Raw genomic sequence first — 26,106 nt, 5'->3', positions numbered from 1 at the left:
GGTCACGCTCCCTTCGCGGCCTGGAACAGCTCGGCCCGCGGGTCCTCGGAGGCGGTCGCCTCGCGGAAGGTCTCCAGGGCCTCTCGTGCCTTGTCGTCCAGCTCCTTCGGCACCGCCACCTCGACCGTCACCAGGAGGTCGCCGCGCGTGCCGTCCTTGCGGACCGCGCCCTTGCCCCGGGCGCGCATGGTCCGGCCGTTCGGCGTGCCCGCGGGCAGCTTGAGGGTGACCGCGGGGCCGCCGAGGGTCGGCACCTTGATCTCGCCGCCGAGCGCCGCCTCCGAGAAGGAGACCGGCACCGTGACGGTGAGGTTGTCGTCCTTGCGGCCGAAGACCGGGTGGTCGTCGACGTGCACGACGACGTACAGGTCGCCGTTCTGCCCGCCGCGCTCGCCCGGCGCGCCCTTGCCGCGCAGACGGATCTTCTGGTTGTCGCTGACGCCCGCCGGGATGCGGACCTGCATGGTGCGGGAGGACTTGGCCCGCCCGCTGCCCTTGCAGACCTCGCAGGGGTTCTCGGCGATGAGGCCGCGGCCCTTGCAGTCCACGCACGGGTCGGTGAGCGAGAAGCCGCCGCCGCTGCCGCGCGAGACCTGTCCGGTGCCGACGCAGGTCGGGCACACCCGGGGCGTGCCGTTCTTGTCGCCGGTGCCCGAGCACGCCGTGCACGGCTGCTGGCTGGACATCCGCAGCGGCACGGTCGCGCCCTCGATGGCCTCGGTGAAGCTGAGCGTCACCTCGGACTCGATGTCCTGGCCGCGCCGCGGCTGGGTGCGGCCGGCGCCCCCGCCGCGGTTGAACAGTCCACCGAAGACGTCGCCGATCCCGCCGCCGCCGAAGCCGCCCGCCCCGCCCTGGGCGCCTCCGAAGAGGTCGCCCAGGTCGAAGTTGAACGAACCTCCGGCGCCCGGGCCGCCGGCCCTGCCCCCCTGATTACCGAAGAGGGCGCCGTTCCCGAAGAGGGCGCGGGCGTCGTCGTACTCCTTGCGCTTCTTGGGGTCACCGAGGACGTCGTTCGCCTCGGAGATCTCCTTGAAGCGCGCCTCGGCGCTCGCGTCGTTCTTGTTGGCGTCCGGATGGTTCTCGCGGGCGAGCTTCCGGTACGCCTTCTTGATCTCGGCCTCGGTGGCGTCCTTGGGGACGCCGAGAACCTTGTAGTAGTCCTTCTCGACGAAGTCCTTCGTGCTCATCGACGTCCCTCCTCCCGCACGCGGGTACGGCTGTTACTCGCTGTCCTTCTCGGAGTCATCCGACTCCTCCGCCTTCGCCTGCGCGCCCGGCTGGGGCTCGGCGACGGCCACGCGGGCGGGCCGGATGGTCCGCTCGCCGATCCGATACCCGGGCTGCAGGATCGCCACGCAGGTCGTCTCGGTGACGTCCGGCGCGTACGAGTGCATCAGGGCCTCGTGGATCGTCGGGTCGAAGGGCTCGCCCTCCTTGCCGAACTGCTGCAGACCCATCTTGGCGACGACGGTCTCCAGCGATTCGGCCACCGACTTGAACCCGCCCACGAGCTCGCCGTGGTCCCGGGCCCGGCCGACGTCGTCGAGCACGGGCAGGAGCTCGGACAGGAGGCTCGCGACGGCGATCTCCTTGACCGTGACCCGGTCCCGCTCCACGCGGCGGCGGTAGTTCTGGTACTCGGCCTGGAGCCGCTGGAGGTCCGCGGTGCGCTCGGTGAGCGCCGTACGGGCCTGGTCCAGCTGCGCCAGCAGAGCCACGTCAGTGACGTCCCCGGCCGGGGCCGCCCCCTCCGCCTGGTCGGCGGAGTCGGCGGCCTCGGTCTCCTCGGGCGTGCCGTCGGAGGGGACGTCGGGCTTCTCCTCGAAGCCCGGGGTCTCCTCCGACATCAGGCAGCGCCACCCTTCGGCTTGTCCTCGTCGACGATCTCGGCGTCGACGACGTCGTCGTCCTGCGCCTGGGCCTGACCGGCGTCGCCGCCGGCGGCCTGAGCGGCCTGGGCGTCGGCGTACAGCGCCTGGCCGAGCTTCTGCGAGACGGCCGCGACCTTCTCGGTGGCGGTGCGGATCTCGGCGGTGTCCTCGCCCTTGAGCTTCTCCTTCAGCTCGACGAGCGCGGCCTCGACCTCGGCCTTGACGTCACCGGGGACCTTGTCCTCGTTGTCCTTGAGGAACTTCTCCGTCTGGTAGACGAGCTGCTCGCCCTGGTTGCGGGACTCGGCGGCCTCGCGGCGGCGGTGGTCCTCCTCCGCGTACTGCTCGGCCTCCTGGCGCATCCGGTCGACCTCGTCCTTCGGCAGCGAGGAGCCGCCGGTGACGGTCATCTTCTGCTCCTTGCCCGTGCCCAGGTCCTTCGCGGTCACGTGCATGATGCCGTTGGCGTCGATGTCGAAGGCGACCTCGATCTGCGGGACGCCACGCGGGGCCGGCGGCAGACCGGTCAGCTCGAACATGCCGAGCTTCTTGTTGTACGCCGCGATCTCGCGCTCGCCCTGGTAGACCTGGATCTGCACGGACGGCTGGTTGTCCTCGGCCGTCGTGAAGATCTCGGACCGCTTGGTCGGGATCGTGGTGTTGCGCTCGATGAGCTTGGTCATGATGCCGCCCTTGGTCTCGATGCCGAGGGACAGCGGGGTCACGTCGAGGAGCAGGACGTCCTTGACCTCACCCTTGAGGACACCGGCCTGGAGCGCGGCGCCGATGGCGACGACCTCGTCCGGGTTGACGCCCTTGTTGGCCTCCTGGCCGCCGGTCAGCTCCTTGACGAGCTCGGCGACGGCCGGCATGCGGGTCGAGCCACCGACGAGGACGACGTGGTCGATCTCGGAGAGCTGGATGCCCGCGTCCTTGATGACGTTGTGGAACGGCACCTTGCAGCGCTCGAGCAGGTCGGAGGTGAGCTGCTGGAACTGGGCGCGCGTGAGCTTCTCGTCCAGGTGCAGCGGGCCCTCGGCGGAGGCCGTGATGTAGGGCAGGTTGATCGTGGTCTCGGTCGAGGACGAGAGCTCGATCTTCGCCTTCTCGGCGGCCTCGCGCAGACGCTGGAGGGCCATCTTGTCCTTGGCCAGGTCCACGCCGTGACCGTTCTGGAACTGCGTCACCAGGTAGTCGACGACGCGCTGGTCCCAGTCGTCACCACCGAGGTGGTTGTCACCGTTGGTGGCCTTCACCTCGACGACGCCGTCGCCGATCTCCAGGAGGGACACGTCGAAGGTGCCGCCACCGAGGTCGAAGACGAGGATCGTCTGGTCGTCCTTGTCGAGGCCGTAGGCCAGGGCGGCCGCGGTCGGCTCGTTGACGATGCGCAGGACGTTGAGGCCCGCGATCTCACCGGCCTCCTTGGTGGCCTGGCGCTCGGAGTCGTTGAAGTACGCCGGGACGGTGATGACCGCGTCGACGACCTTCTCGCCCAGGTACGCCTCGGCGTCGCGCTTGAGCTTCTGCAGGATGAAGGCGCTCATCTGCTGCGGGTTGAAGGACTTGCCGTCGATGTCGATCTTCCAGTCGGTGCCCATGTGGCGCTTGACCGACCGGATGGTCCTGTCGACGTTGGTGACGGCCTGGCGCTTGGCCACCTCGCCGACGAGCACCTCGCCGTTCTTCGCGAAGGCGACGACGGACGGCGTGGTCCTGGCGCCCTCGGCGTTGGTGATGACGGTGGGCTCGCCGCCTTCCAGAACGCTGACGACGGAGTTAGTCGTGCCCAGGTCGATGCCGACCGCACGTGCCATTTCGATTCCTCCAGCTGACTGACTTGAGTGGAACTGACTCAAGGATGCACGAGGAACCGAACCACGTCAACAGACCTGAGTCGGGTCGACTCAACTCTTCATCGGCCGTGGCACTCAATCGGCGCGTCGCTCCCGCCCTTCGCCCCGATCCCCATGAGAGAGTCCGGACATATCCCAGGATTACCGCCGGAGGGTGGGACCGCATGACGGCGAAGCGCGTGATGACGGCGAAGCGCGCCTTCGACGTGGCGGGCGGGACGCTCCTGCTCCTCGCCCTCGCGCCGCTGGTCGTCGGCACCGCCCTGTCCGTGGCCCTCGGAGGCGGTACGGGCGGGCTGCTGCGCCGCCGGACCGTGGCGGGTCTCGGCGGGCGGCCCTTCACGATGCTGACCTTCCGCACGAAGAGCCCGCTGGCCGCGCTGCCGCTGCTGCTGCACGTCGTCACGGGCCGGATGTCGCTCGTGGGCCCGTGCCCGCTGGCCCCGACCCACCGGGAGTGCGCGGGCGAGGGCCGCCGCCGGCTCTCCGTGCGTCCGGGGCTCACCGGGCCGTGGCAGATCAGCGGCCGCTCGGACCTACCGTGGGAGGAGCGCGAACTGCTCGATCTCCACTATGTGGACCACCACTGGCTGGGGATGGATCTGCTGGTCCTTGCGCGTACGCTTCCAGCAGTCCGCAGACGTCGCACGGCAAGGCTTGCCTGAGCGACACATATCACCGCGAGCGCCGCTACAGCGCGGCGCCGTGACCGGGTAATCTCAGCAGGAACTCAATAAGTTACCGCTTAGTAGGCCCGCCCGAGGAGCCCGTCATGCAACTCGCCGCGATCATCGTGTCGATCGCCATCACGGTGGTGGCCGTCGCGCTGTTCGGCCGCGCCACCGTGCAGATCTACCGCTTCGTGCGGCTCGGTCAGCCGGTCCCCGCCGGCACGCGCACCGGTGACCCGAAGCAGCGCACCATCACGCTGGTCAAGGAATTCCTCGGCCACACGCGCATGAACCGCTGGGGCATCGTCGGCTTCGCGCACTGGTTCGTGGCGGTGGGCTTCTTCTCGCTGCTCCTCACCATCGTGAACGCCTTCGGCCAGCTCTTCCAGGCCGACTGGCTGATCCCGTTCATCGGTGACTGGCTGCCGTACGAGGTCTTCACCGAGTTCCTCGGCCTGATGACGGTCCTCGGCATCGTGACCCTCATCGTCATCCGCCAGCTGAGCAAGCCGACCAAGGCGGGCCGCAAGTCCCGCTTCGCCGGCTCCAAGACCGGCCAGGCGTACTTCGTCGAGGCCGTCATCCTGATCGTCGGCGTCTGCATCATGACGCTCCGCGCCCTCGAAGGCGTCCAGCACCACGTGACGGGCTGGGAGCCGGGCTTCTTCGCCTCGTACCCGCTGATCGCGCTGCTCGACGGCCTGGACATCAGCACGATCCAGTACCTCACCTACTTCTTCGCGTGCCTCAAGATCGTCACGTCCTTCACCTGGATGATCACGGTCTCGCTCAACACCAACATGGGCGTCGCCTGGCACCGCTTCCTCGGCTTCCCGAACATCTGGTTCAAGCGCAACGCCGACGGCTCCACCGCGCTCGGCGCGCTCCAGCCGATGACCACGGCCGGCAAGGAGATCGACTGGGAGGACCCGGCCGAGGACGCCGTCTTCGGCGTCTCCCAGGTCGAGCAGTTCTCCTGGAAGGGCATCCTCGACTTCTCCACCTGCACCGAGTGCGGCCGCTGCCAGTCGCAGTGCCCCGCCTGGAACACCGGCAAGCCGCTCTCCCCCAAGCTCCTCATCATGTCGCTGCGCGACCACGCGCACGCCAAGGCGCCGTACCTGCTCGCGGGCGGCGGCAAGGACATGGAGGGCAACGAGAAGGCCTCGGAGGAGGCCCTCAAGGACGTCCCGGCGTCGGCCCTGGCCGAGGCCGAGCGCCCGCTCATCGGCACCGCCGAGGAGAACGGCGTCATCGACCCCGACGTCCTGTGGTCCTGCACCACCTGCGGCGCCTGCGTCGAGCAGTGCCCGGTCGACATCGAGCACATCGACCACATCGTCGACATGCGCCGCTACCAGGTGATGATCGAGTCCGCGTTCCCGTCCGAGGCGGGCACGATGCTCAAGAACCTGGAGAAGAAGGGCAACCCCTGGGGCCTGGCGAAGAAGCAGCGCGTCGAGTGGACCAAGGAGGTCGACTTCGAGGTCCCGATCGTCGGCAAGGACGTCGAGGACCTCACCGAGGTCGACTACCTCTACTGGGTCGGCTGCGCCGGCGCCCTGGAGGACCGCGCCAAGAAGACCACCAAGGCCTTCGCCGAGCTGCTCCACATCGCGGGCGTCAAGTTCGCGATCATGGGCGGCGAGGAGAAGTGCACCGGTGACTCCCCGCGCCGTCTGGGCAACGAGCCGCTGTTCCAGCAGCTCGGCGCCGAGAACGTCGCCATGCTGAACATGGCGTTCGGCGAGGACGACGAGGACGAGTCGACGAAGAAGCCGAAGTCGGCCAAGAAGATCGTCTCCACCTGCCCGCACTGCTTCAACACCATCGCCAACGAGTACCCGCAGCTCGGCGGCGACTACGAGGTCATCCACCACACCCAGCTGCTCCAGCACCTCATCGACGAGGGCAAGCTGATCCCGGTGACCCCGGTCGAGGGCCTCATCACCTACCACGACCCCTGCTACCTGGGCCGGCACAACAAGGTCTACACGCCGCCGCGCGAGATCATGTCCGCCGTCCCCGGCCTGCGCCAGCAGGAGATGCACCGCCACAAGGAGCGCGGCTTCTGCTGCGGCGCCGGCGGCGCGCGGATGTGGATGGAGGAGCGGATCGGCAAGCGCATCAACAACGAGCGCGTCGACGAGGCCCTGTCCCTCAACCCGGACATCGTCTCCACCGCCTGCCCGTTCTGCCTCGTCATGCTGACCGACTCGGTCAACGGCAAGAAGAACGAGGGCAAGGCCAAGGAGTCCGTCACGGTCGTGGACGTCGCCCAGCTGCTCCTCGACTCGGTGAAGACCCCGGTCGAGCCGGAGGAGGAGCCGGCGGCCGAGGAGCCGGAGCCGGCCGTCTGAGGCTGAGAAACGAAAGGGCCGCCCCGCGTGACAACGCGGGGCGGCCCTTCGCGTACGGACGACGCCTCGGCGGCGCGGCCCGGCAGGAGGGCCACGTCACGTCCCCTAGGGGATGTCACAGCTCAGTGGCAAGGACGGGCCTGGGGCGCGATCCCACAGCGGAAGCGGGTACGTTCGACACGTGGCTGGATTCAGGAACGGACGCGGCCGGGACAACCGCCCCCCGCAACAACAACCGCAGCAGGCGCCGTACGGGTACAACGCGGCCCCGCCGCCCTACCCGCAGCAGCAGTGGCAGCAGCCGCCGCAGGGGCGGCAAGGGCAGCAGTACGGACAGCAGGGGCAGACCTACGGGGAGCCGGAGTACTTCGGCGACCCCCAGCACCACCACCAGCAGCAGCACGCGGCGGCGAACAACCCGGGCCACACCCAGATGTTCAGCGTCGACGACCCGTACGGCGACGCCGCGACGTACAACGCGGGCGCGGCCCCCGTACCGACGGGCCCCCGGCTCCCCTGGAAGCCGCTCCTGAGCGGCATCGTGCTCCGCCCGGCGGACACGTTCCTGCGGATGCGGGACCACGCCGTCTGGGGCCCGGCGCTGATCGTCACGTTCCTCTACGGGCTCCTCGCGATCTTCGGCTTCGACAAGGCCCGCGAAGAGGCGCTCAACGCGACGATCTCCAGCACGATCCCGTACGTCCTGATGACGGCCCTCGGCTTCGTGCTGGGCGGTCTGATCCTGGGCGCGGTCACCCACACCCTCGCGCGCCAGCTGGGCGGCGACGGCGCCTGGCAGCCGACCATCGGCCTCTCGATGCTGATCATGTCGATCACGGACGCGCCGCGCCTGGTCTTCGCGCTCTTCCTGGGCGGCGAGAACGGCCTGGTGCAGGTCCTCGGCTGGGCGACCTGGCTGGCCCTCGGCGCGCTCCTCACCGTGATGGTGAGCCGCTCCCACGACCTGCCGTGGCCGAAGGCGCTGGGCGCGTCGGCGATCCAGCTGGTGGCGCTGCTGAGCCTGATCAAGCTGGGCACGCTGTAACGCCGCCCCTCCGACGTACGAAAAGGCCCCCACCGAAGCCGGTGGGGGCCTTTCGCGCGTCCGCGGACTCAGGCGTCGAGGACCTGGCCCTCGCGCCTCACGACGGGCGGCTCGACCGACCAGGGGAAGTTGATCCACTCGTCGGTCTTCTTCCACACGTACTCGCACTTCACGAGGGAGTGGGACTTCTCGTAGATGACGGCGGAGCGGACCTCGGCGACGTGGTCGACGCAGAAGTCGTAGACGAGCTTGAGCGTCTTGCCGGTGTCGGCGACGTCGTCGGTGATGAGCACCTTCTTGTCGCTGAAGTCGATCGCGTTGGGCACGGGCGCCAGCATGACCGGCATCTCCAGCGTGGTCCCGACCCCGGTGTAGAACTCCACGTTCACGAGGTGGATGTTCTTGCAGTCCAGGGCGTAGGCCAGACCGCCGGCGACGAAGACGCCGCCGCGGGCGATGGAGAGCACCAGGTCGGGCTCGTAGCCGTCGTCGGCGATGGTCTGCGCCAGCTCGCGGACGGCGTTGCCGAAGCCCTCGTACGTCAGGTTCTCGCGTACTTCACTCATGACTGCGACCGCCTCACACCTGGGTCCGATGGAAGTTCATGTAGGAGCGGGAGGCCGTCGGCCCCCGCTGGCCCTGGTACCGCGAGCCGTACCGCTCGCTCCCGTACGGGAACTCGGCGGGCGAGCTCAGCCGGAACATGCACAGCTGGCCGATCTTCATCCCCGGCCAGAGCTTGATCGGCAGGGTGGCGAGGTTCGACAGCTCCAGGGTCACGTGCCCCGAGAAACCGGGGTCGATGAACCCGGCGGTCGAGTGCGTGACGAGCCCGAGCCGCCCCAGGGAGCTCTTCCCCTCCAGACGCGACGCGATGTCGTCCGGCAGGGTGATGACCTCGTAGGTCGAGGCGAGCACGAACTCGCCCGGATGCAGGATGAACGCCTCGTCGCCCTCCGGCTCGACCTCACGCGTCAGGTCGAGCTGCTCGACGGCGGGGTCGATGTGCGGGTAGCGGTGGTTCTCGAACACCCGGAAGAAGCGGTCAAGCCTCACGTCGATGCTCGAGGGCTGCACCATGGATTCGTCGTACGGGTCGATGCGCACCCGTCCGGCATCGATCTCGGCCCGGATGTCCTTGTCTGAGAGAAGCACGCCCCCACGATACGCAGAGGGCGCGGACCTGCCCCAATCGGCAGGCGCCCGCGCCCCGGCACCTCACGGCTCAGCGCCGCCCGACCTCCACCGGCACCGCATGCCGCAACCGCGCACACCGCGGACACCGGATGAGCCGCCCGGGCCCGATCCGCCCCGCACCGAGCTGCTGAAGCGGGAACGAGGCGGTACTGAACACATGCCCTTCGGCACAACGGACGACGGTGCGCTCCATCGAAGCCATCAAGTCCCTTCCCCTACACATGTGGTGGACGATCAGCCACATTAGGGGATGAAGGGGGTGCCCTCCACGCGGCACTCCGCACCGCCGGAGCCGGAAGCTTCGCCTCAAGTGGCACATGGGGTACAGTGTGCAACGATGCGGCACGGATCACCCGGCCGCTGCGCGGATGTAGTTTAATGGTAGAACATGAGCTTCCCAAGCTTATAGCGCGGGTTCGATTCCCGTCATCCGCTCTTGAACGAAGCCCCAGGTCAGCGACCTGGGGCTTCGTCGTTGTCCAGACCTCTTCCGGGTCGTCCCCGAAGTCACCGGAGCGGGTGGTGGCGGGCTGAGTGGCGGGTGCGCAGGGCCATGTAGAGGAGGTCTGCCACGAGTACCGCGATGCCGATGAAGAGGAGGAAGAGGAGTCCGTCGGCGACGGCGCCGATGAGGCCCAGAATGATCGCGACGATGATCAGGGCGAGGAAGAGTGTCATGGGGGCCGCCTCCCCGGCGGTCGGGGGCTCAGCGTCGGGCGAGTTGCCGTTCGCCGTTCGCACCGGGTTCGTAGACGAGGCCGTAGTGGCGGAAGACGGCTTCCTCGTCCTCGAAGGGCAGGACGTCGTCCGGGCCGATGGAGGGGCTCTGTTTCACCAGTTTCCTGTCGTGGGCGACCCGCACGTACCCCGGCCCCACCGTCGCTCCCTCCAGGGGGACGAACACCAGGCGGTGCCGGGTGGGCAGGCCGACACGGACCGTGACCATGGCCGGTTCGTCGGTGCTGGTGTCGACGTAGACGGATTCCAGTTCGCCGATCTTGTGGCCGCCGGGGTCCACCACGTCCTGGTTGCGCCACTCGCGGATGTCCGCTGTCTGGATCATGCCGCTCCTCCCTGCTCGGTCGTCGGTGCGGGAAGCGTGGCGACGAGGAACTCGGTGGCCTGCGTGATGTTGTCGGCGTGGACCGCGCGGGCCGTGGCCGTGCGGGCGGCATCGGCTTCCGTGTCCGGCGGCACCACCATCAGCGCGAAGTGGTCCTTGTCGCCACGGGTGATCAGGACGGTGTCGTCGCCGACGGGGAAGGAGTCGAGGTGGACGCCCCGGTCGTCGATGACCAGCCGGGTCGGAATCCCGTCCCACGCGGTGGCGTCCGGGCCGACCCGGATGATGGGTCCGAGGTGCTCGGACAGGACGGACACCAGCGCGGGAACCTCCTGCTCCACCTCGCGCGTGCGCGGCCACCCCGCCCCGTCGAGGACGCCCTGCCGGGAGTGCGTCGTCTCCAGCCGGAGCAGAGCCGTACCGGGGCGTACCACCTGGTGGATCTCATCCAGCGGGAGCAACGGGGGCGGGATGTCGGAGTCGGCCATGGTGGATCCGCTCGTCTGCGGGTGAGCTGCCGCGGCCCGCCACGGCCGCGCCTGAGGGGCGACCGGCCGCCGGCGGGGCGACTGTGCCGTCATCTCACGGTAACCCCGGCTCCCGCGGGTCCGCCCGGCGCCGCACGCTCGTTCGTACGGACTGGAAGTCGCTTCCCGTATCAGGCCGAAAACGGGCTGATCAGACGTACGCTGGAAGTACCGGAAGTACTTCGAGCACCAGCTTCCACGCAGGTGTCATTTCCGGGGAACACGAAAAACCGGGCTGCCGACGGGCAGCCCGGGGGCAGGTCCGCCATGACCACCACCCTCGACAGGGCAGCGAACCACGCCCTCACCCCAGGACTTCCGGCCCGCTTGTCGCTCACTCCGAAGACCACGCTCGCCGGTCGGCTCGACGGCGCCTGGTGGCCCCGTTCACGCGACCTGGCAGCCGAGCTGCCGGCGCTGGCCGCCGCCCTCGAAGGACGCTGGGGCCGCATCACCCGCGTCCTGGTGAACCCTGGCCACTGGCCCGTCGTCCCGCACAAGGTCGCCGTCACCGGCCGCGTGCTGCACGTGGGCTGGTTCACCGAGCAGGACCCGGACAAGATCATCCTGCTGTCCTACACGACCGGCCGCTGCGACCTGCTCGTGATTCCGCCCGAGACCCAACCCGCCTCCGCGACCCGGCTGATGACCGCCGCCGCCCTCCCCGGAAGCATCCTCTCCGCAGGTGGACTGATGTCCGACGAGGCCGCGACCGGCCGCCGTATGGGGGAGGCGCGGAGCAGCGAAGACGCCTGGGAGAACGACGGCGGGGCCGCCCCGGTGCCCCGGTCGCACCCGGCGGCGCACCCCGTCGTCGGCGCGCGGATGATTCCGCTGCCGGGACACACCGGGAGGTGAGGACATGGAGATCGTGATCACGCTCCTGGCAGGCGCCCTTCTGATCGTGCTCGGCACACGCCTGATCCACCGGCTGAACGCCCAGCACGACGCGCGCATAGCGGCCCGCCACTTCAGCGACCCCTACCCGTCCCTCAGCCGTCCCCCCGGCCACAGCCACCCCAGGACGCCCGAACGGATCGCCGATCACCGGCCTACGGGCACCTGGCCCTGACCTGCCTGACCCTCAGACCACTCCTCCGGCCGAAGGCCGCGGGTGGGGCACCCGACACCCGGGACAACCCACCCGCCGGCCTCTCGCTTTTTGTCCCGAACGGAGCACGCCGTCTTGCACCCCACCGAGAACGAACCACTGCCGCAGGCCGAACACGCCGAGATCCGTATCGTCTCCGCCACGCCCGAGGCCGCCCGTGCGGTCGCCGAAGTGATCCGCCGGTGCTTCGCCGGCGCGGAGCAGCGCAGCTACCCCGTGCCGGGCGGCGGCACACGGCTCCACCTCACCGTCGACACCGAGACCGCCGCCGGACCCGCCCGCACCTGGCTCGCCACCAGCAGACCTCCCACCGGCACCGGCCCTCACACCGAGGAGCCCTGACCGGCGCCACTCCGCGAGCGGCAGCGCTATGGCCATGTGTGGCGTGACCTGCCGCCGAGGAGCATCCTGGAGGCCACATCGCTGGTGCGGGCCGCTCCAGTACCCGGTCGCCGCACGGCCGCGGCACCCACCCCGTACGGCAGGACCGGGCGAGGTCATCGCCGCTCGGTTGGAGGCAACGGGATGACCGTCGGACGGCTCGGGAAACCCGATCGCTCGGAGAGCTTCGGGGAGGGGCTCCTGGGAACGATCCTGGACCTCGCGCACGAGCTGCCGCCCCACCGGGTCGGACTGGTCGTCGCCGAGACGGTGAGCCGGCTGGGGGGCAGGAGTCCGCAGATCCTGCTCCAGGACTACGGGCAACAGAGGCTGGTTCCCCTGCTCGCCGAAGGGCTGAGGGGCGGTGAGCCGCTGTCCATCGACGGTTCGGAGGCCGGCCGGTGTTTCCTCACGTCCCGCCCGGTCGAGCTGGCGCTGGCCGACGGAGTACGCGTCCACCTACCGCTGCTCGACGGCGGCGACCAGGCCGGCGTCCTGGCCGTCACCCTGGCCACGGTCGACGACGACGACCGCCGCATCCTGCGCAGGATCGCGGGACTGGTCGCCGACCTGCTGCAGACCAAGAACAACCACACCGACCTCTTCTTCCGCACCCGCCGCAGCCAGCCGATGAGCGTCGCCGCCGAGATCCAGTGGTCGCTGCTGCCGCCGCTGATCATGACCATGCCGCGCGTCGCCGTCGCCGGAGTCCTGGAGCCCGCCTACGACGTCGCCGGCGACAGCTTCGACTACGCCCTGAACGGCGACACCCTCCACCTCGCCGTGATCGACGCCATGGGCCACGGCCTGAACGCGGCGACCATGGCGACCGTCGCCATCGGCGCCTACCGGCACGCCCGCCGCATCAGTATCGAGCTGTCCGAGATCTACCTCTTCATGGACCGGGCCGTGGCCGAGCAGTTCGCCCCCGACCACTTCGTCACGGCGCAGATGATGCGGCTGGACACGATCACCGGCCGTCTCCAGTGGGTCAACGCCGGACACCCCGCCCCCGTCCTGATCCGGGAGCACCGTGTCATGGGCCGCCTGGACAGCCCCACCACCCTTCCCGTCGGCTTCGGCGGAGACCAGCCGCAGGTCAGCGAGGTGACGCTCGCGCCCGGGGACCGGATCCTCTGCTTCACCGACGGCCTGGTCGAGGAACACGAGAGCGGACAGGAGCAGTTCGGCGAGGACCAGCTGATCGACTGGGTGAACCAGCTGGAGAAGGCAGACCGAGGAGTCCGCGCGGTGGCACGGGACCTGTCCCATACGCTCAAGCGAGCACGCGGCGAAGCCACCTCGGACGACGCCACTCTCGTCCTGGTGGAGTGGCGCGGCTGATCTGCCGCCATGCCACAACGTGCCAGCAGAGGCGGTCAACAGCGGACGACAAAGGAGTCGAGCAGGCGGCGAAGAAGCGGCGTCAGGCTAACGTTTGCGCGGGTCAGAAGCGCTTCGCGGGCCCAAGTGCCGGGTGATTCCCAAGCTTGTGGCGCGGGTTCGATTCCCGTCATCCGCTCGTGAACGAAGGCCCTGGTCAGAGACCAGGGCCTTCTTCGTTGTCCAGACCCCCGACGCTACTCGATGTCGAGTGGCCGCCGTCCGGTCAGTCGCCCTTCACGCTGAGGCCGACGGGCGGGGTGCGGATCGCGTCCTCCTCGGCGTTGGAAGGATGGCCGGCCTTCCGGCGCTGCCCATGGGGAGGGGCGTCATCCCTCTGCCTCGCTTCGCAATCGACATGATGCGGGCTGTCGCTGTGCGTGTCAGCGTGATCCGAGAGGAATCCGTACCCCGTCATCAAGAGGAGTCGCCGTCATGGACGGTAGGCAGGACAAGCGTCAGGAACCGGGCAAGGGCCACGAGGCGCAGGAGCACCATCGCCCCGGAGACCCCGCGCGGCCCCGGCCGGGTAAGTCGTCCCGCGAGAAGGGACAGAAGCCCGGCCCGGAGGAGACCTCGCGCCGCCGCGAGGACGACCTGATGCGCGAAGAGGACCTGCACGACGAGGGGCTCTGACCAGCGCACGACTCGCCCACACGCCCAGCGCCCTGCCTGCGCGAACGCAAGACCTACCGCGAACAGGTGCTCCGGATCCTGTACGAAGCCGTCGAGGGCAACCGCCTCCTCGGCATCATCGGAGCGCAGCTGCGGCGCGACCTCCACGCGCCGGAACAGGATCCGGCCGCCGCCTGCACCTGCCTGGCGGGCGCAGGGCTGATCACCGTTGACTGGGATTACGCCGTTGGGGCGAAGCCTCCGGCCGGCGGATTCCGGGCCCGGCCCGACAGGGGAGACCCAACACCGTGGCAAACCGTGGAGCAGGAAACGTCATTCCGTACGAGGTACAGGGCAGCGGTCCGGAGCAGGTCATCGCACTCCACCACTGGCTGAGCGACAGATCGAGTTTCGGCCATCTGCGGCCGCACCTGGACGGAGGCGCGTTCAGCTACGCCTTCGTGGACTGCCGTGGGTACGGCGAGGCGATGGACACCCCCGGCACGTACACGATGGAGGAAATCGCGGCGGACGTCCTCGCCGTGGCCGACGACCTCGGCTGGGACACCTTCTCGGTCATCGGTCACTCCATGGGCGGCAAGGCGGCCCAGCAGTTGTTGCTGGACGCCCCCTCACGGATCCGCTCGATCATCGGCATCTCGCCCGTGCCCGCGTCCGGGTTCCCGCTCGAAGGGGAGATGTGGGAGCTGTTCGTCGGGGCCGTGGAGGATTCCGGCAACCGCAGGACGATCTTCGACGCCCTCACCGGCAGTCGGCACGACGACGCGTGGCTGGACGCCAGGGTGAACGGCTCGGAACGCTCCTCGCAGGCGGCCCTGCGCGCGTACCTCGAATCCTGGACGCGCGGCCCCGATATCCACGAGCTGGTCAAGGGAAACGCGACGCCAGTGCTTGTGGTGGCCGGTGCGAGCGACCCGGCGATGGGCCCCGACACCATGCGATCCACGTGGCTGCAGTGGTATCCGAACGCCGAGCTCGAGGTCTTCGACGACGCCGGTCACTTCGCCCCCGACGAAAGTCCGCAGGCCCTGGCGACGGCGGTCGAGAGGTTCCTCGGCCGCTAGATGGCTCCCCGTCGGCTTCGGCGGAGACCAGCCACAGGTCAGCGAGGTGACGCTCGCGCCCGGGGACCGGATCCTCTGCTTCACCGACGGCCTGGTCGAGGAACACGAGAGCGGCCAGGAGCAGTTCGGAGAGGACCAGCTGATCGACTGGGTGAACCAGCTGGAGAAGGCAGACGAAGGTGTCGGTGATTCCCAAGCTTGTAGCGCGGGTTCGATTCCCGTCATCCGCTCTTGAACGAAGCCCCAGGTCAGCGACCTGGGGCTTGTTTGTTGACAGACGAGTCTCGCTGCCCGGTGCTGACGACACCGAGGGGCTCACAGCGCAAACCTCACGCCGCCCGTCCCTGAACGACTGGCCGCGAAACCGGGATTGCCGTCCCGTACGGCCCGCAGATCGGGGAACCCCGGGTGGTTCAGCGGCGGGGCGGCCTGGTCGGTGGTCCGGTCGGGGCGGTGGTCATGCCGGGGCCTTTCCGGTGGTTCCGGGGGCCGACCGGAGGCCGGGGGCCGTCAGTGCCCGGTCGACCAGGGGGCCGGCCATGCCCGTGTAGTGGGCCGGATCGAGCAGCGCCGCGAGCGCCTCGGGGGACAGCACCCCCCGTACCTCGTCGAGTCCGGCCAGCACCGCGATCAGTGGCAGGCCGGTCCTGGCCGCCTCCAGCGACGCGCGGGTCAGCAGCTCCTTCGCGGCCGTCTTGCCCAGCCTCGGGGCGAGTACGGCGCAGACCCGCTCGGAGACGATCTGCCCGCCGGTGGCCTGCAGGTTGGCCGCCATCCGCTCGGGGTGCACCGTGAGCCCTCGGACCAGCTCCACCGCGGTGTGCGCGGCCCCGCCGGTCAGCCGCAGCGCCTCGCGCAGCGGCTGCCACTCGGCGTGCCAGACCCCGGCCGACCGCTCGTCCTCGTGCGGCAGGCACTGCACGAGGACGGCGGCCAGGGCCGGGACCTGGAGGGCGGCCGAACGGATCAGCGTCGACAGCACGGGGTTGCGCTTGTGCGGCATCGCCGAGGAGGCGCCCCGCCCGGCCACCGCCGGCTCGGTCACCTCCCCGGCCTCGGTACGGGTGAGCACGAGCACGTCGACGGCGATCTTCCCCAGCGCCCCCGCGGTGTGCGCGAGAGCCGCGCCGAGGTCGGAGACGGGCGTGCGCAGCGCGTGCCACGGCAGGACCGGTGCGGCCAGCCCCGTCTCGTCCGCGAAGGCGGCCACCAGCTCGGCCAGGACGGCCGCCGGGTCGGCCTCGTCGCCCGCGTACTGGAGGTAGCCCGCCAGGGTGCCGGCCGCGCCGCCCAGGGACACCGGCAGCCCGCCCCGCTCCAGCCGCTCCAGGCGCTCGGCGGACTCCAGGACCAGCTGGCGCCAGCCCGCCGCCTTCAGCCCGAAGGTGGTGGGCACGGCATGCAGGGCGAGAGTACGGCCCGCCATCACCGTGTCCCGGTGGTCGGCGGCCAGGGCCCCCAGGGTGTCGGCCACGGCCCTGAGGTCCGCGATGATCAGGCGCAGGGCACGGGTGGCCACCAGCATCGCGCCGGTGTCGAAGACGTCCTGGCTCGTGGAACCGCGGTGCACGTACTCGGCCGCCTCGGGCGAGCGGGCCGCGACGCGCGCGGTGAGCGCCTTGACCAGACCCACCACCGGGTTCGCGGTCTCCCGCGAGACGAGCGCCAGCTCCCGTACGTCGAAGTCCGCGGCCCGGGCCGCGGCGGTGACCGCGGCGGCCGCGGCGGCCGGGACGGTGCCGCACCGCGCCTGGGCGCGGGCCAGCGCGGCCTCCGCGTCGAGCATCGCCTGGACCCAGGCGGCATCGGCGACGGCGGCCTCGACGGGAGTGCCCGCCCGGACCGGGGACAGCAGCCCGGTGTCCGCTCCGGCGGAGCAGTGATCGGCGGCGGGGCTCACGCGGCCACCCCCCTGCCCGGCCGGGCCGTCGCCGGCCCGGCCTGCACCACCGGAGCCCGCACCGGCCGGGCCGCCCCGGCCGGCGGCTCCGCCAGCGCCAGCACCGCCACCGCGACGGCATCGGAATCCTCCAGCGTCACCGAACCCACGCCCGGCCGGATACCGGCCGCGGTCACCCAGTGCACGGACTCGGTGGGCACCCCGTACGCGAACCGCCTCGGATGCGGCACCCCCCGGGCATCGAGCAGACGGTACGGCCGCTCGGACACGGCCAGGCCACCGGTCTCGTACGACGAGCCGTCCACACCCGCGATGCGGTAGGGCCGCCCCTGCCCGGTACGCAGCAGCCCCTCCATCAGCGGATCGGCTGTACGCCGGACATCGATCTCCGGCAACCGGGCCTCGACCAGCACCGTGGCCCGCACCCGCAGACCGGCGACACCCGCGGAAGTACCGACGAAGGCCGGGCCCTCGGGGTCGTGCTCGTCGACGGCCACCCGCAGCCCCGGACCGGTCACGTCGAGGACCCCCGCATCGATCAACGCGGCCATCTCCTCGATACGGGAGGCCGGCGGACCGATGGACAGGTACGCATTGAGCGGCGTGTACCACCCATCCAACTCGTCACGGTGGGAATCGGCGTCGAGACCGCCGTGATCGATGGCCAGACGCAGCTCGTTGCGCAGATCCCGCAACAGGTCCAAAGCAGCCTTGAACGGCCCACTGACGTTGCCCTCACGGGACCTGCGCACATCCTCGTCCAGGTAACCACGCAGCCAGGCACGGAAGGCGGCCAGGTCCGGGAAAACGCGCTCACCGAACGGACGGACAACACTGTCCCAGTCCCACCACTCGTCCTCGGCGATACCGGCCGCGGCCAGCAGGTGCTCCTCGGCTGCGCCTTCTTCGGCCCGCAAGAACGCAGCCGAGAACGCGGCCACCTTGTCCGGCTCCGCGCGCCGCGCCAGCAGCGTCTCGTAGTAGACGGTGCGCACCTCCTTGGAGATGAGCGGCCACAGCTCGGCGCCGAAGCGGATCGGCTCGCCGCCGCTCACCCGCGCGCGCAGCTCCGCCACGAACCCGGTGGTCAGCAGCCGCGGATGGTAGCGGCCGTGCGCGCCCTTCTCGTTGTCGCCCCGCGCCTGGTACGGCACGCCGCGCCGGGAGCCCGCGTACAGCCGCGGCTCGCGGCCGGAGGGCCGGTACACCAGGCGGCCGTCGACGCGTTCGAACACCCCGCCGCGGGCGTGTGTGAACAGCGCCATGTAGTCGAAGAAGTTCAGGCCGAGCCCGCGCAGCAGCACGGTCTCGCCCGGGGCCACGGCCGACAGGTCCACGTCCGCCGGGTTGCTCGGCGCGATGTAGGTCAGCCCGTGCCGGGCCGCGTACTCGGCGTACTCCCGCTCCGTGCCGGTCGGCCGGACCTGGACGTGGCCCTGCGCGAGCACCACGGCGCCGAGGCCGGTCAGCCGGGTGCCGTCCTCCAGGAGCACGGTCTGTGCCCCGTCGGGGCCGGCGCCGGGGTCGGCGTCCTCGAGGGCGACGGCGCGCGAGGCGTGCACGCGGATGTCGGTGTGCGCGGCCGCGTTCGAGGTGACCTGCCCGAACACCCAGGTCAGGTAATGGCCGTACAGAGCTCGGGTGGGGTACGCGTCCGGGCCCAGGTCGCGGGCCTCGGCGAGGATCTCGTCGTCGTACGGCACGCCGGCGCCGGGCACGAGGGCGTCGGCGCCCAGCGTCCTGGCCCACTCGTAGAGGCTCGGGCCCTCCTCCAGCGGTCCTTCGGTGCTGACGCTGGCGTCCGTGTAGACGGTGACCTGTGAGGCGACGGTGTTCATCAGCAGGTGCCGGGACTGCGAGGGCCGCCAGACGCGGCCGGCGCCCGGCGGGTCCGGCTCCACGACGTGCACGGCGAGGCGGTCCCAGCGGGGGGACTTCCGCTCCTGCGCACAGAGCCGCTCCAGTACGGACAGCCCGCGCGGTCCGGCGCCCACAAGGCACACTTCCATCACTTTCCCAGCGGCTCCCCCCTCGGCTTCAGCCGAGGGGGGAGCCGCTTCCCCGACCCGTAGTCGCCTCTTCGCGCCCTGCAAGGGGCTGGTTCGGGCTGGACCGCAACTCTCGGGTCGGGAACCCGCCGCTTGAGAGGTGGGTGGAGTCACACGTCCGCTACTCACAAGGACACTCCGCTCAGGAGACGGGGGACGGCCGGACCTCGGCGCCGCGTCGGCGTCGCCGGTGTCGTGCCGGCGCGGCCTGCTCCCCGAGGGTCGTGGTGGTGTGGCGCAACGGTCGCTCCCGGCGCTCAACCAGGGCTCGGATCCGAGTGGAAGAGCGGTCCTGGGATGGTCATCGGCGACGGAGCCGAGCTCCCGCCGGGTCCAGCCGGAGACTTCCTCGGCTCGGCAGGGTGGACGGCCCGCGGGCGTGCGGCGCGCGGGGTCACTGCGTGTTCATGCTCATCACCGACAGGAACCCCTGGTCGAGCATGGTCCCGACGGACGTGTCGTCCGCGGTGCCCAGGCCGGCGTCGTGGCAGGCGATGCTCACCAGGTACCGGCCCATCACCTCGTGCGTGGCGAAGCCCCACTCGCCGCGGGTGGCGGCGCTGCCGTCCGGGGCGTGCAGCTTCAGGTCCCGCCCGAAGCCGAACTCCTTGAAGCCGAGCCGCAACCCCTGCCCCAGCGCCTTGGTGTACGCCTCCTTCAGCGTCCACAGCCGCACCGCGTGCGGCACCCGCTGCGCCTCCGGCAGCTCCGCGATCTCCGCCTCCTCGACGGCGGTCAGGATCTGCTGCTTCATCAGGTCCAGCCGGACGGTGCGCCCGGACGGCTCCACGTCCACCCCGATCCGGCCGGTGCGGCTCAGCCCCACGGCCATCAGGTCCCCGGTGTGCGACAGGCTCAGCTCGATCTGGTCGAAGCCGCGCAGGTACGGGCGCCCGCCGAGCCGGTAGGCCAGGTCCAGGTACTCCGGTTCGATCCCGAGGGCCGCCCCGGCCGTGCACTTGATGAGCAGCCGGGAGGCGGCGAAGCGGTAGCGGACGGTGGGGTCGGCGGTGCGGCGGTAGCGGTCCCAGTCCGCGCCCAGCAGCTCGCGCAGCCGGGGAGTGGTCAGGAGGCCCGGCAGCCATTCGGTCCACGTCGTGTAGACCACCGCGTTGCCGAGTTCCGCCAGGTCCTCCCGCACTCCGTGCCACGGCCCGTCCGGCCGCGGCACGTGCACCGGTACGGCACACGTCACCTGGTTCATCGTCACCTCCCTGCGATGTCGTGCCGGCCGCCCCGGCATCTCCTGCGTGGCAGGGCACGTCCGTCCGTGGTGCGGGACCCAGGTCGGCGGGCCGCGGCAGCGGCCCGCGCCTGCCGGGCCCTGCGTCCGAAGGTCCGTCAGCCCGCGAGCCGTGTCCCGTACAGGTCGAGGCTGCGCCGCTGCCTGCACCGGTCGAGCGCCTCGTCCAGTACCGCCTCGACGACCCCGTCGGGCAGGTCCGCCATCCGCACGCCCAGCCGGCGGCCGATACGGCTGAGGGCGAGCACCGCCCATGCCGGGTCCCCGAGGAACGCGTCGCCGTGCGCGGCCTGCGCCTCCCAGAGCCCTAGCACCGCGGCGGCCGAGAGCACCAGCGCGTAGCGGTCGGCCAGGGCGCAGGCCTGCGGGTCGAAGGCCCCGCTGAGCGCGGCGCAGCGGGCGCGCAGCACCCGCAGCTCCGCGACGAAGGCCTGGGCGAGCGCGGCCAGCCCGGCGTGCAGGGGCCCGTGTCCGGTGTGCCCCTCCAGCCGGCCCGCGACCCCGACGAGGGTGGCCGTCAGCAGGTCGTCCGTACTGGAGTGGGCCAGCCTCCGGTGGTCGAAGAGGGGCAGTGGCGCCCCGGGCGTGAAGAGCGCGGCCGGCGGTTCCGCGGTGCGGAACCAGGCCGTACGGGCCAGCGTTGGCAGCTGCGGCACGATCACCGCCTGGCAGAGGGCGGTGCCCGCGTGTCCGAGTCCGGCCACCGGCAGGTCGCGCACGAGCTTCTGGAAGCCCCCGTACAGCGGTCCGCGGTCGTAGCCACGCCCGCCGAGCACGGTGGCCAGTTCCTCCAGGTCCTCGCGCAGCAGGTCGGGCATCGTGTACTTCACGGCCGCGCCCAGGAGGTACGACTGCTCGGGCATGAGGCTCATCGCCCGCAGCCCGGTCACCGCCATGGCGTCGCAGGCCAGCAGGTCGGCGAAGACCCCGGCGAGCACCTTCTGCCGGCGGCGCGAGGGGCGGCCGTCGGGCCGGCTCTCGGTGGCCGCGCGCACCGCCAGCCGCAGCACGCTGTCGACGCCCGCCAGCACGGTGCCGGGGATCAGGCAATGGCTGGTCTGGAAGCTGCGCAGCGCCAGCGACACCCCGTCGCCGACGGCGCCGACCAGGGCGCCGTCCGGCAGGACCACGCCGTCGAGTTCGAGGCCGGAGAAGTGCGCCCCGCGCATACCGGGCATCTCCACCCGGCCCAGGCGGCGCACCTCGCCGGCGGCCGGCGCGTCGGGGCCGAGGATCAGCACGGAGTGGCTGCGGGGGCCGTCCCCGTGCGACGTACGGGCATACATGACGAAAGCGTCCGCACGGTGGGCGTTGATGACGGCGTCCTTGCGCCCGCCGACCAGCCAGCCACCGCCGGGGCGCGGCTCGGCGCCCATCTCGTTGCGCAGGATGGCGTTGGCGTGGGCGACTTCGCGGTGCGCGATCGTGACGCGGCCGCCACCGAGCAGGACGCGGGCCAGGGAGCGCCGCTGGTCCTCGTTCCCGGCGGTCCACACCGACGAGGCGGCGAACAGCGAGGTGATGCCGTAGCCGTAGCCGAGGGCGAGGTCGCGGCGGAACAGCGGGCGCAGGACGCGGGCCAGTTCCTCCAGGCCGGTGAGCCGGCCGCCGAGGTCGTGGGGGACGAACTCGGCGGCCAGCCCGGCCTCCGCGAGCAGCGCCTCGGTGGCCTCGGGCGTCTCGCGGGCCTCGTCGGCGCGCAGCAGCGCCAGGTGCCCGTGCGGGTTCTCGGGGTCGAACGGGTCCCCGAGTGCCGCTTCCAGCCGGGCGGCCCGCAGGGGCTCGGTGGCCCACAGCGGTTCGGCCCGCGACGGTTCGGCGGCCCGCGGCGGTTCGGCGGCTCGCGGCGGTTCGGCGGCCCGCGGCGCGGAGGAGGTGCTCCGTGCGGAGGAGGTGCCCCGCGCGGGAGAGGTGTCTCGCACGGGGGTTCGAGTCGTGTCGGCCGTGCTCACAGGACGTGGACCGAGCCGAGGGCGTACTGGGTGGCATACCGCAGTACGGACAGACAGGCCTGGCCGAGCGCGTCGCGCACGTGGTGACCGGCGGCGACGGCGCCGGTGCCCTCGCCGAGCACCTGCTCGATGTTCGCCTCGTCGAGCAGCACATAGTGGCGGGCCGTCAGGTTCACGCCCGTCTCGTCGGGCTCGATGGACCACTCGCCCGCGTGGGCGGTGAGCAGCGGCGAGCTGCGGGTCTGCTTGTAGACGATGCGCCGGGCGCCGGGGAAGCAGACGCGTATGGACTCGGTGCTGTGCGTGCCGCCGTCGACGGACAGGCTGCCCATGGACATCACCTGCACGCCCGGTTCCTCCTCGACCAGGTCGAGGAGGGTGACGTGGGGGAGTTCGGCCGGCCAGTCGGCGGCCCGGTAGAGGAAGTCGTAGATCGGCTCGGCGGGGGCGTTGACGTGGATGGTGTCCTCGAAGGACCACACGAGGTCGTCCAGCCGGGTCCAGCGCTCGGCGATCGCGGCCAGCCGGTCGAGCTGGATGCTGCTGTTGGCGGCCGTGACGTCCTCGACCCGGGCCACGTCGGCCGGGTTGTCGCCGGAGACGGTGAAGAAGTGCTCCAGGACCACGCGGGAGCGGTCTCCGAGCGGCTCCACGGTCCAGACTCCGCGCATGGACTCGGCGGGGGCCGCGGGCGGGTCCATGGTGAACTCCACCCGCAGCCGCTGCACGTCCAGGCGGCGGCTGGAGACCCAGGACTTGACGGTGTCGCCCACGGTGGCCCACATGCGCAGCCGCTCCCGTGTCCCGTCGAAGTCGAGCTGTTCGACGTGGACGCAGGGCGGGAAGAACAGCGGCCACCGTGTGGCGTCCGCGATCAGCCCGTACAGCACTCCGGCCGGGGCCGCCGCGACCACTTCGTGGACCGTGCGGTGCACCAGCGCACCCGACATCTTCCACACCCTTCTCGTTCGGTACTGCGGCCGGCTCGGACCACCGCGTGCGGGGCGGTGGCGCGCCGTGCCGGTGTCCCTCACGCCGGCACGTCCGTCCGCCGCGTTTCGGGGCTGTCGGCAGGCACCACCGGGATCCGCCCCGGTCGGCGGCCGTACCGACGACCCTGTCCGGAACGGCTCGCGGCCGACCCGAGCCCGGCTCGAACCCGGGCGGAGCGCGCCTCGACCGGCCGGCCGGCCGGCGCGCTCCCGGGGCTCCGGGCACCCGTACGAGCGGGCCGCGCCGCGGGCGTCGAAGAGGGTGCCGCCGCGTGTCGCCGTGCGCCCGGAGGTGAGCGGCGCCCAGAAGTCGCCGGTGCCGAGGGCGCCGGGGGCCACCACGCCCACACCGGTGACGACGACCCGCCTCACCGCGCACCGTCGGCGGTACGGGTCCCGGCCGACCCGGCGGCCGGCGTACGGGACACGTGCTCCCGGCAGGCCTCGCCGATCAGGGCGGGCAGCGCGTCGTCCCCCGCGAAGAAGTGGCCCCCGACCAGGGTGCGCACGGTGATGGGCCCGGTGGTCCACTGCCGCCATTCCCGGAGCGCGGACGGGACGGCCAGCGGGTCGTCGCTGCCGGCGAAGACGAGCAGGGGCACGCTCACGGGTCCTCCGGTGGCGGGGTCAAGGGCCGCCCGCCGCAGGGCCTTGGCCAGCCGCAGGTCGTCGCGCAGCACGGGCAGGACGGAGCGGCGCCACAGCCCCCCGGGGTCGGCGGCGGCCCCCTTCGGCAGCGAGCCGAGTTCGCCGAGGAGCGGGAGCAGCTGCTCGTCGGGGGCCTCCGCCGCGCTCATCAGGGCGGCCGTGGCGTGCGGCGGCAGGCAGGCGCCCACCGCGAGGAACAGGGGCGGGGGTGCCCCCTCGTCGGCCAGTGCCCGGGTCAGCGTGTAGGCGACCAGCGCGCCCAGGCTGTGCCCGTACAGCGCGTACGGGCCGGAGCGCGCCGTCTCGAGGAGCGGTCCGAGCAGGTCGCCGAGGAGCCCCGCGCGGTCGGTGACGCGCGGTTCGCGCCGTCGGCCGTCCCGGCCGGGCAGCGGCAGGGCCGCCACGTCCACCGCGGGACCGGCCGCCACCGGCCAGCGGCGGTAGCTGGACACGCCCGCGCCCGCGTGGGCGAGGCAGTGGAGCCGTACCCGCTGCTCCACCACCCCGTCGACCGCCGTCAGGGAAGCCATCCGTCGCCCTCCTCCGGGAAGCTGTGCCGGCGCGTGAGCCGTGCGGCGCACCGGCCGCCGCCCGAGTCTCGCCGCCGCGGCTGGAGCGGGACTCGACTCGCGCCGGAGCCGCGTACGGTGCGAGTGCCCGCGCTCCGCACGGCGCCCGGGTTCACGCCGTGTACAGGTCGAACGCCGAGGTGCGGAGCCGGTCGAGGGCCGCGCGCAGGCAGGCGGAGGCGCGCCCGTCCTCGCTCTCACGGTCGCCGCCGGACCATGCCGTACGTGCTCGCCGCCGTCCTCGCCTGCCCCCCGCTCCATGTCCCCCTGGGTGTGCTGATGCCCGGCCTCGGCACGCCGGCCCTGGGCGGAACGTTCCTCTCCGCCCGCAGGGCCGCCTGAGCGGCCTCAGGAGGCCCGCGCGAGACGGTGCGCCGCGAACTCCTCCGGGGACCAGGACACGGACCAGACGTCCAGGGCCGGGTCGCCGGAGAGGATCGCCGCCTGGAGGTTCTGGAGGCGCGGGCAGGGCTCGACGCCCAGCTCGTGGTTGAGGACGGACCTGAGCCGGCGGAAGGCCTCCAGGGAGCGGCCGACGCGGCCCGCCCGGTAGAGGGCGATCATCAGGTACGCGCAGAGGTTCTCGTGCATCGCGTTCCGCGCGACCACCCGGGTCAGTTCGCCGAGCAGGTCGGCGTGGCGGCCGAGGGCCAGGTCGGACTCGATGCGCCGCTCCAGGGCGCCGAGCCGGCTCTCCTCCAGGGAGACGGCCTCGATTTCCAGGACGCTGCCCTTGCGGACATCCACGAGCGCGGGGCCACGCCAGAGCTGGAGCGCCTGACGGAGTTCCTCGGAGGCGCGGCGGTGGTCGCCGGCCTCGGAGGCGGCGCGCCCGGCCCGTACCCGGTTCTCGAAGACGGAGACGTCCGTCGTGCAGGCGTCCGCTTCCAGGAGATAGCCGCTGTGACGGGTGCTCAGGATCTGCCGCACGCCGGGGCGATCGGCATCGGCGGCCGCCAGCGCGTTGCGCAGCTGGAGGACGTAGGTCTGCAGGGTGGTGGCGTGACTGCGCGGGGGGCGGTCCCCCCACAGCTCCTCGATCAGCGTCGGCACCGTGACGATCCGGCCCGCGTTGAGCGCGAGCAGGGCGAGGACCTGGCGCTGCTTGGGCGCGCTGGCCGCCACCGGCGCCCCGTCGAGGTGCACGGACAGTGAGCCGAGCAGCCCGACGCTCAGCTGTCCGGACTGCTGCCCGGTGTTGACGGGGTCGTACCTCTTGGGGCCTTCGGACATTTCCATTCCTCCAGGCATCGCACCTATCGATCTCGGTCTACGAGCATGCCGAGAGGGGCGGAACTTGCCCACTGAGCTGCGCATCTCTCCGATGTGAAAAATTCACCCGGCGAACGTGAATCGGGGCATGGCGGCCCGCGCGGCCCAAGTTGGAGAGTTGGGTCACACCGCGGCGCCGACAACCGCGGCAACGGACGAGAGAGGCAACGGACCCATGCAGATCACCCCCAGCGCCGACGACCTGATCATCGAGAACCTGGACGGCACCACCGGCGCCACCGGCGACCCCACCGGATGGTGCGCCATCCTGACTCCGGTCGCGGTCGCGGCTCAGTAGAGAGCGGGCCCGCGCC

At 71.4% G+C, this 26,106-nt stretch carries 26 protein-coding genes, 1 tRNA gene and 2 pseudogenes; 14 read left to right on the top strand and 15 right to left on the bottom strand.

All coding sequences use genetic code 11. The annotated features are described in order from the left end of the window. Positions 1 to 2 precede the first annotated feature (2 nt). The 3 genes from dnaJ to dnaK are packed head-to-tail and all read right to left on the bottom strand — an operon-like array spanning position 3 to position 3,691. The gene (dnaJ, locus tag ABZ318_RS02685) at positions 3 to 1,190 is read right to left on the bottom strand and encodes a molecular chaperone DnaJ (protein WP_356900675.1); all 1,188 of its coding nucleotides are present in this window, start codon (positions 1,188 to 1,190) and stop codon (positions 3 to 5) included. A gap of 33 nt (positions 1,191 to 1,223) precedes the next feature. Beyond that, positions 1,224 to 1,850 (bottom strand): nucleotide exchange factor GrpE, encoded by a 627-nt coding sequence (gene grpE / locus ABZ318_RS02680; RefSeq protein WP_356900674.1) that lies wholly within the window; start codon positions 1,848 to 1,850, stop codon positions 1,224 to 1,226. Then, positions 1,850 to 3,691: a molecular chaperone DnaK gene (dnaK, locus tag ABZ318_RS02675; protein ID WP_356900673.1), complete on the bottom strand. Its 1,842-nt coding sequence runs from the start codon at positions 3,689 to 3,691 to the stop codon at positions 1,850 to 1,852. Before dnaK ends, grpE begins: the two co-directional genes overlap by 1 nt. A gap of 203 nt (positions 3,692 to 3,894) precedes the next feature. Between dnaK and ABZ318_RS02670 the strand changes: the two genes are divergently transcribed. From ABZ318_RS02670 to ABZ318_RS02660, 3 genes are all read left to right on the top strand, one after another. Further along, entirely contained in the window at positions 3,895 to 4,395 is a 501-nt protein-coding gene (locus tag ABZ318_RS02670; protein ID WP_356900672.1) for a sugar transferase, read from the top strand. Between the two features lie 107 nt (positions 4,396 to 4,502). Continuing rightward, a complete protein-coding gene (locus ABZ318_RS02665) occupies positions 4,503 to 6,761 on the top strand; it encodes a (Fe-S)-binding protein (RefSeq protein ID WP_356900671.1) in 2,259 nt (752 codons plus the stop codon). Between the two features lie 181 nt (positions 6,762 to 6,942). Next, entirely contained in the window at positions 6,943 to 7,806 is an 864-nt protein-coding gene (locus tag ABZ318_RS02660) for a Yip1 family protein (protein WP_356900670.1), read from the top strand. A 68-nt stretch (positions 7,807 to 7,874) separates the two neighbouring features. Here the strand turns inward: ABZ318_RS02660 and ABZ318_RS02655 are convergent, their stop codons facing one another. Together ABZ318_RS02655 and dcd are read right to left on the bottom strand one after the other, a co-directional pair. Then, positions 7,875 to 8,372, bottom strand: coding sequence for a phosphoribosyltransferase (locus ABZ318_RS02655; protein WP_356900669.1), 498 nt, complete (start codon positions 8,370 to 8,372; stop codon positions 7,875 to 7,877). Between the two features lie 13 nt (positions 8,373 to 8,385). Continuing rightward, positions 8,386 to 8,961, bottom strand: coding sequence for a dCTP deaminase (gene dcd / locus ABZ318_RS02650; RefSeq protein ID WP_030690788.1), 576 nt, complete (start codon positions 8,959 to 8,961; stop codon positions 8,386 to 8,388). Positions 8,962 to 9,367: 406 nt separating this feature from the next. On the opposite strand from dcd, the gene ABZ318_RS02645 reads away from it, so the two are divergent. Beyond that, positions 9,368 to 9,438 (top strand) — tRNA-Gly (locus ABZ318_RS02645). Positions 9,439 to 9,510: 72 nt separating this feature from the next. On the opposite strand, the gene ABZ318_RS02640 is transcribed toward ABZ318_RS02645, so the two are convergent. The 3 genes from ABZ318_RS02640 to ABZ318_RS02630 are packed head-to-tail and all read right to left on the bottom strand — an operon-like array spanning position 9,511 to position 10,554. Beyond that, positions 9,511 to 9,681 (bottom strand): hypothetical protein, encoded by a 171-nt coding sequence (locus tag ABZ318_RS02640; RefSeq protein WP_356900668.1) that lies wholly within the window; start codon positions 9,679 to 9,681, stop codon positions 9,511 to 9,513. Between the two features lie 28 nt (positions 9,682 to 9,709). After that, positions 9,710 to 10,066, bottom strand: a complete 357-nt coding sequence (locus ABZ318_RS02635) for a PRC-barrel domain-containing protein (protein WP_356900667.1) — start codon at positions 10,064 to 10,066, stop codon at positions 9,710 to 9,712. Then, positions 10,063 to 10,554, bottom strand: a complete 492-nt coding sequence (locus tag ABZ318_RS02630) for a DUF5994 family protein (RefSeq protein WP_356900666.1) — start codon at positions 10,552 to 10,554, stop codon at positions 10,063 to 10,065. The genes ABZ318_RS02635 and ABZ318_RS02630 overlap by 4 nt, the downstream gene beginning before the upstream one ends. A 306-nt stretch (positions 10,555 to 10,860) precedes the next feature. Here ABZ318_RS02630 and ABZ318_RS02625 point away from each other — a divergent pair, with 306 nt between their 5' ends. The 8 genes and pseudogenes from ABZ318_RS02625 to ABZ318_RS02590 form a co-directional block, all read left to right on the top strand. Then, entirely contained in the window at positions 10,861 to 11,451 is a 591-nt protein-coding gene (locus ABZ318_RS02625; protein WP_356900665.1) for a DUF5994 family protein, read from the top strand. Positions 11,452 to 11,455: 4 nt separating this feature from the next. Next, positions 11,456 to 11,665, top strand: coding sequence for a hypothetical protein (locus tag ABZ318_RS02620; RefSeq protein WP_356900664.1), 210 nt, complete (start codon positions 11,456 to 11,458; stop codon positions 11,663 to 11,665). 114 nt (positions 11,666 to 11,779) lie between these two features. Beyond that, positions 11,780 to 12,046: a hypothetical protein gene (locus ABZ318_RS02615; RefSeq protein ID WP_356900663.1), complete on the top strand. Its 267-nt coding sequence runs from the start codon at positions 11,780 to 11,782 to the stop codon at positions 12,044 to 12,046. A 183-nt stretch (positions 12,047 to 12,229) separates the two neighbouring features. Then, on the top strand, positions 12,230 to 13,429 hold the full coding sequence (locus ABZ318_RS02610) for a PP2C family protein-serine/threonine phosphatase (RefSeq protein WP_356900662.1): 1,200 nt from the start codon (positions 12,230 to 12,232) through the stop codon (positions 13,427 to 13,429). A gap of 474 nt (positions 13,430 to 13,903) precedes the next feature. After that, a complete protein-coding gene (locus tag ABZ318_RS02605) occupies positions 13,904 to 14,104 on the top strand; it encodes a hypothetical protein (protein ID WP_356900661.1) in 201 nt (66 codons plus the stop codon). A gap of 36 nt (positions 14,105 to 14,140) precedes the next feature. Next, a pseudogene (locus tag ABZ318_RS02600) lies at positions 14,141 to 14,320 on the top strand (hypothetical protein); the annotation flags it as partial. A gap of 71 nt (positions 14,321 to 14,391) precedes the next feature. Beyond that, entirely contained in the window at positions 14,392 to 15,168 is a 777-nt protein-coding gene (locus ABZ318_RS02595) for an alpha/beta hydrolase (protein WP_356900660.1), read from the top strand. 4 nt (positions 15,169 to 15,172) lie between these two features. Continuing rightward, positions 15,173 to 15,337, top strand: a pseudogene (locus ABZ318_RS02590) (SpoIIE family protein phosphatase); the annotation flags it as partial. A gap of 288 nt (positions 15,338 to 15,625) precedes the next feature. Here the strand turns inward: ABZ318_RS02590 and pcaB are convergent. From pcaB to ABZ318_RS02560, 6 genes are all read right to left on the bottom strand, one after another. Next, positions 15,626 to 17,068, bottom strand: a complete 1,443-nt coding sequence (gene pcaB, locus ABZ318_RS02585) for a 3-carboxy-cis,cis-muconate cycloisomerase (protein WP_356900659.1) — start codon at positions 17,066 to 17,068, stop codon at positions 15,626 to 15,628. Next, the gene (locus tag ABZ318_RS02580) at positions 17,065 to 19,077 is read right to left on the bottom strand and encodes an FAD/NAD(P)-binding protein (RefSeq protein WP_356900658.1); all 2,013 of its coding nucleotides are present in this window, start codon (positions 19,075 to 19,077) and stop codon (positions 17,065 to 17,067) included. Before ABZ318_RS02580 ends, pcaB begins: the two co-directional genes overlap by 4 nt. Positions 19,078 to 19,510: 433 nt before the next feature. After that, on the bottom strand, positions 19,511 to 20,320 hold the full coding sequence (locus ABZ318_RS02575) for a 4'-phosphopantetheinyl transferase superfamily protein (protein WP_356900657.1): 810 nt from the start codon (positions 20,318 to 20,320) through the stop codon (positions 19,511 to 19,513). A gap of 137 nt (positions 20,321 to 20,457) precedes the next feature. Next, positions 20,458 to 22,281 (bottom strand): acyl-CoA dehydrogenase, encoded by a 1,824-nt coding sequence (locus ABZ318_RS02570; protein ID WP_356900655.1) that lies wholly within the window; start codon positions 22,279 to 22,281, stop codon positions 20,458 to 20,460. Positions 22,282 to 22,307: 26 nt separating this feature from the next. Continuing rightward, the gene (locus ABZ318_RS02565) at positions 22,308 to 23,261 is read right to left on the bottom strand and encodes an aromatase/cyclase (protein ID WP_356900654.1); all 954 of its coding nucleotides are present in this window, start codon (positions 23,259 to 23,261) and stop codon (positions 22,308 to 22,310) included. Positions 23,262 to 23,671: 410 nt separating this feature from the next. Next, positions 23,672 to 24,481 carry a thioesterase domain-containing protein gene (locus ABZ318_RS02560; protein WP_356900653.1) on the bottom strand — a complete coding sequence of 270 codons (810 nt, stop codon included), beginning with the start codon at positions 24,479 to 24,481 and terminating at the stop codon, positions 23,672 to 23,674. 255 nt (positions 24,482 to 24,736) lie between these two features. On the opposite strand from ABZ318_RS02560, the gene ABZ318_RS02555 reads away from it, so the two are divergent. Further along, positions 24,737 to 24,862, top strand: coding sequence for a hypothetical protein (locus ABZ318_RS02555; protein ID WP_356900652.1), 126 nt, complete (start codon positions 24,737 to 24,739; stop codon positions 24,860 to 24,862). 6 nt (positions 24,863 to 24,868) lie between these two features. On the opposite strand, the gene ABZ318_RS02550 is transcribed toward ABZ318_RS02555, so the two are convergent. Next, on the bottom strand, positions 24,869 to 25,753 hold the full coding sequence (locus ABZ318_RS02550) for an AfsR/SARP family transcriptional regulator (protein ID WP_356900651.1): 885 nt from the start codon (positions 25,751 to 25,753) through the stop codon (positions 24,869 to 24,871). A 214-nt stretch (positions 25,754 to 25,967) separates the two neighbouring features. Between ABZ318_RS02550 and ABZ318_RS02545 the strand changes: the two genes are divergently transcribed. Next, complete coding sequence (locus ABZ318_RS02545) at positions 25,968 to 26,090, top strand: hypothetical protein (protein WP_356900650.1); 123 nt, start codon at positions 25,968 to 25,970, stop codon at positions 26,088 to 26,090. Positions 26,091 to 26,106 lie beyond the last annotated feature (16 nt).

The sequence above is a fragment of the Streptomyces sp. NPDC006197 genome (assembly GCF_040613865.1).
Taxonomy (GTDB): Bacteria; Actinomycetota; Actinomycetes; order Streptomycetales; family Streptomycetaceae; genus Streptomyces.
Note: the sequence above shows the minus strand (reverse complement) of the source record. Positions and strands in the feature narration are given on the sequence as shown.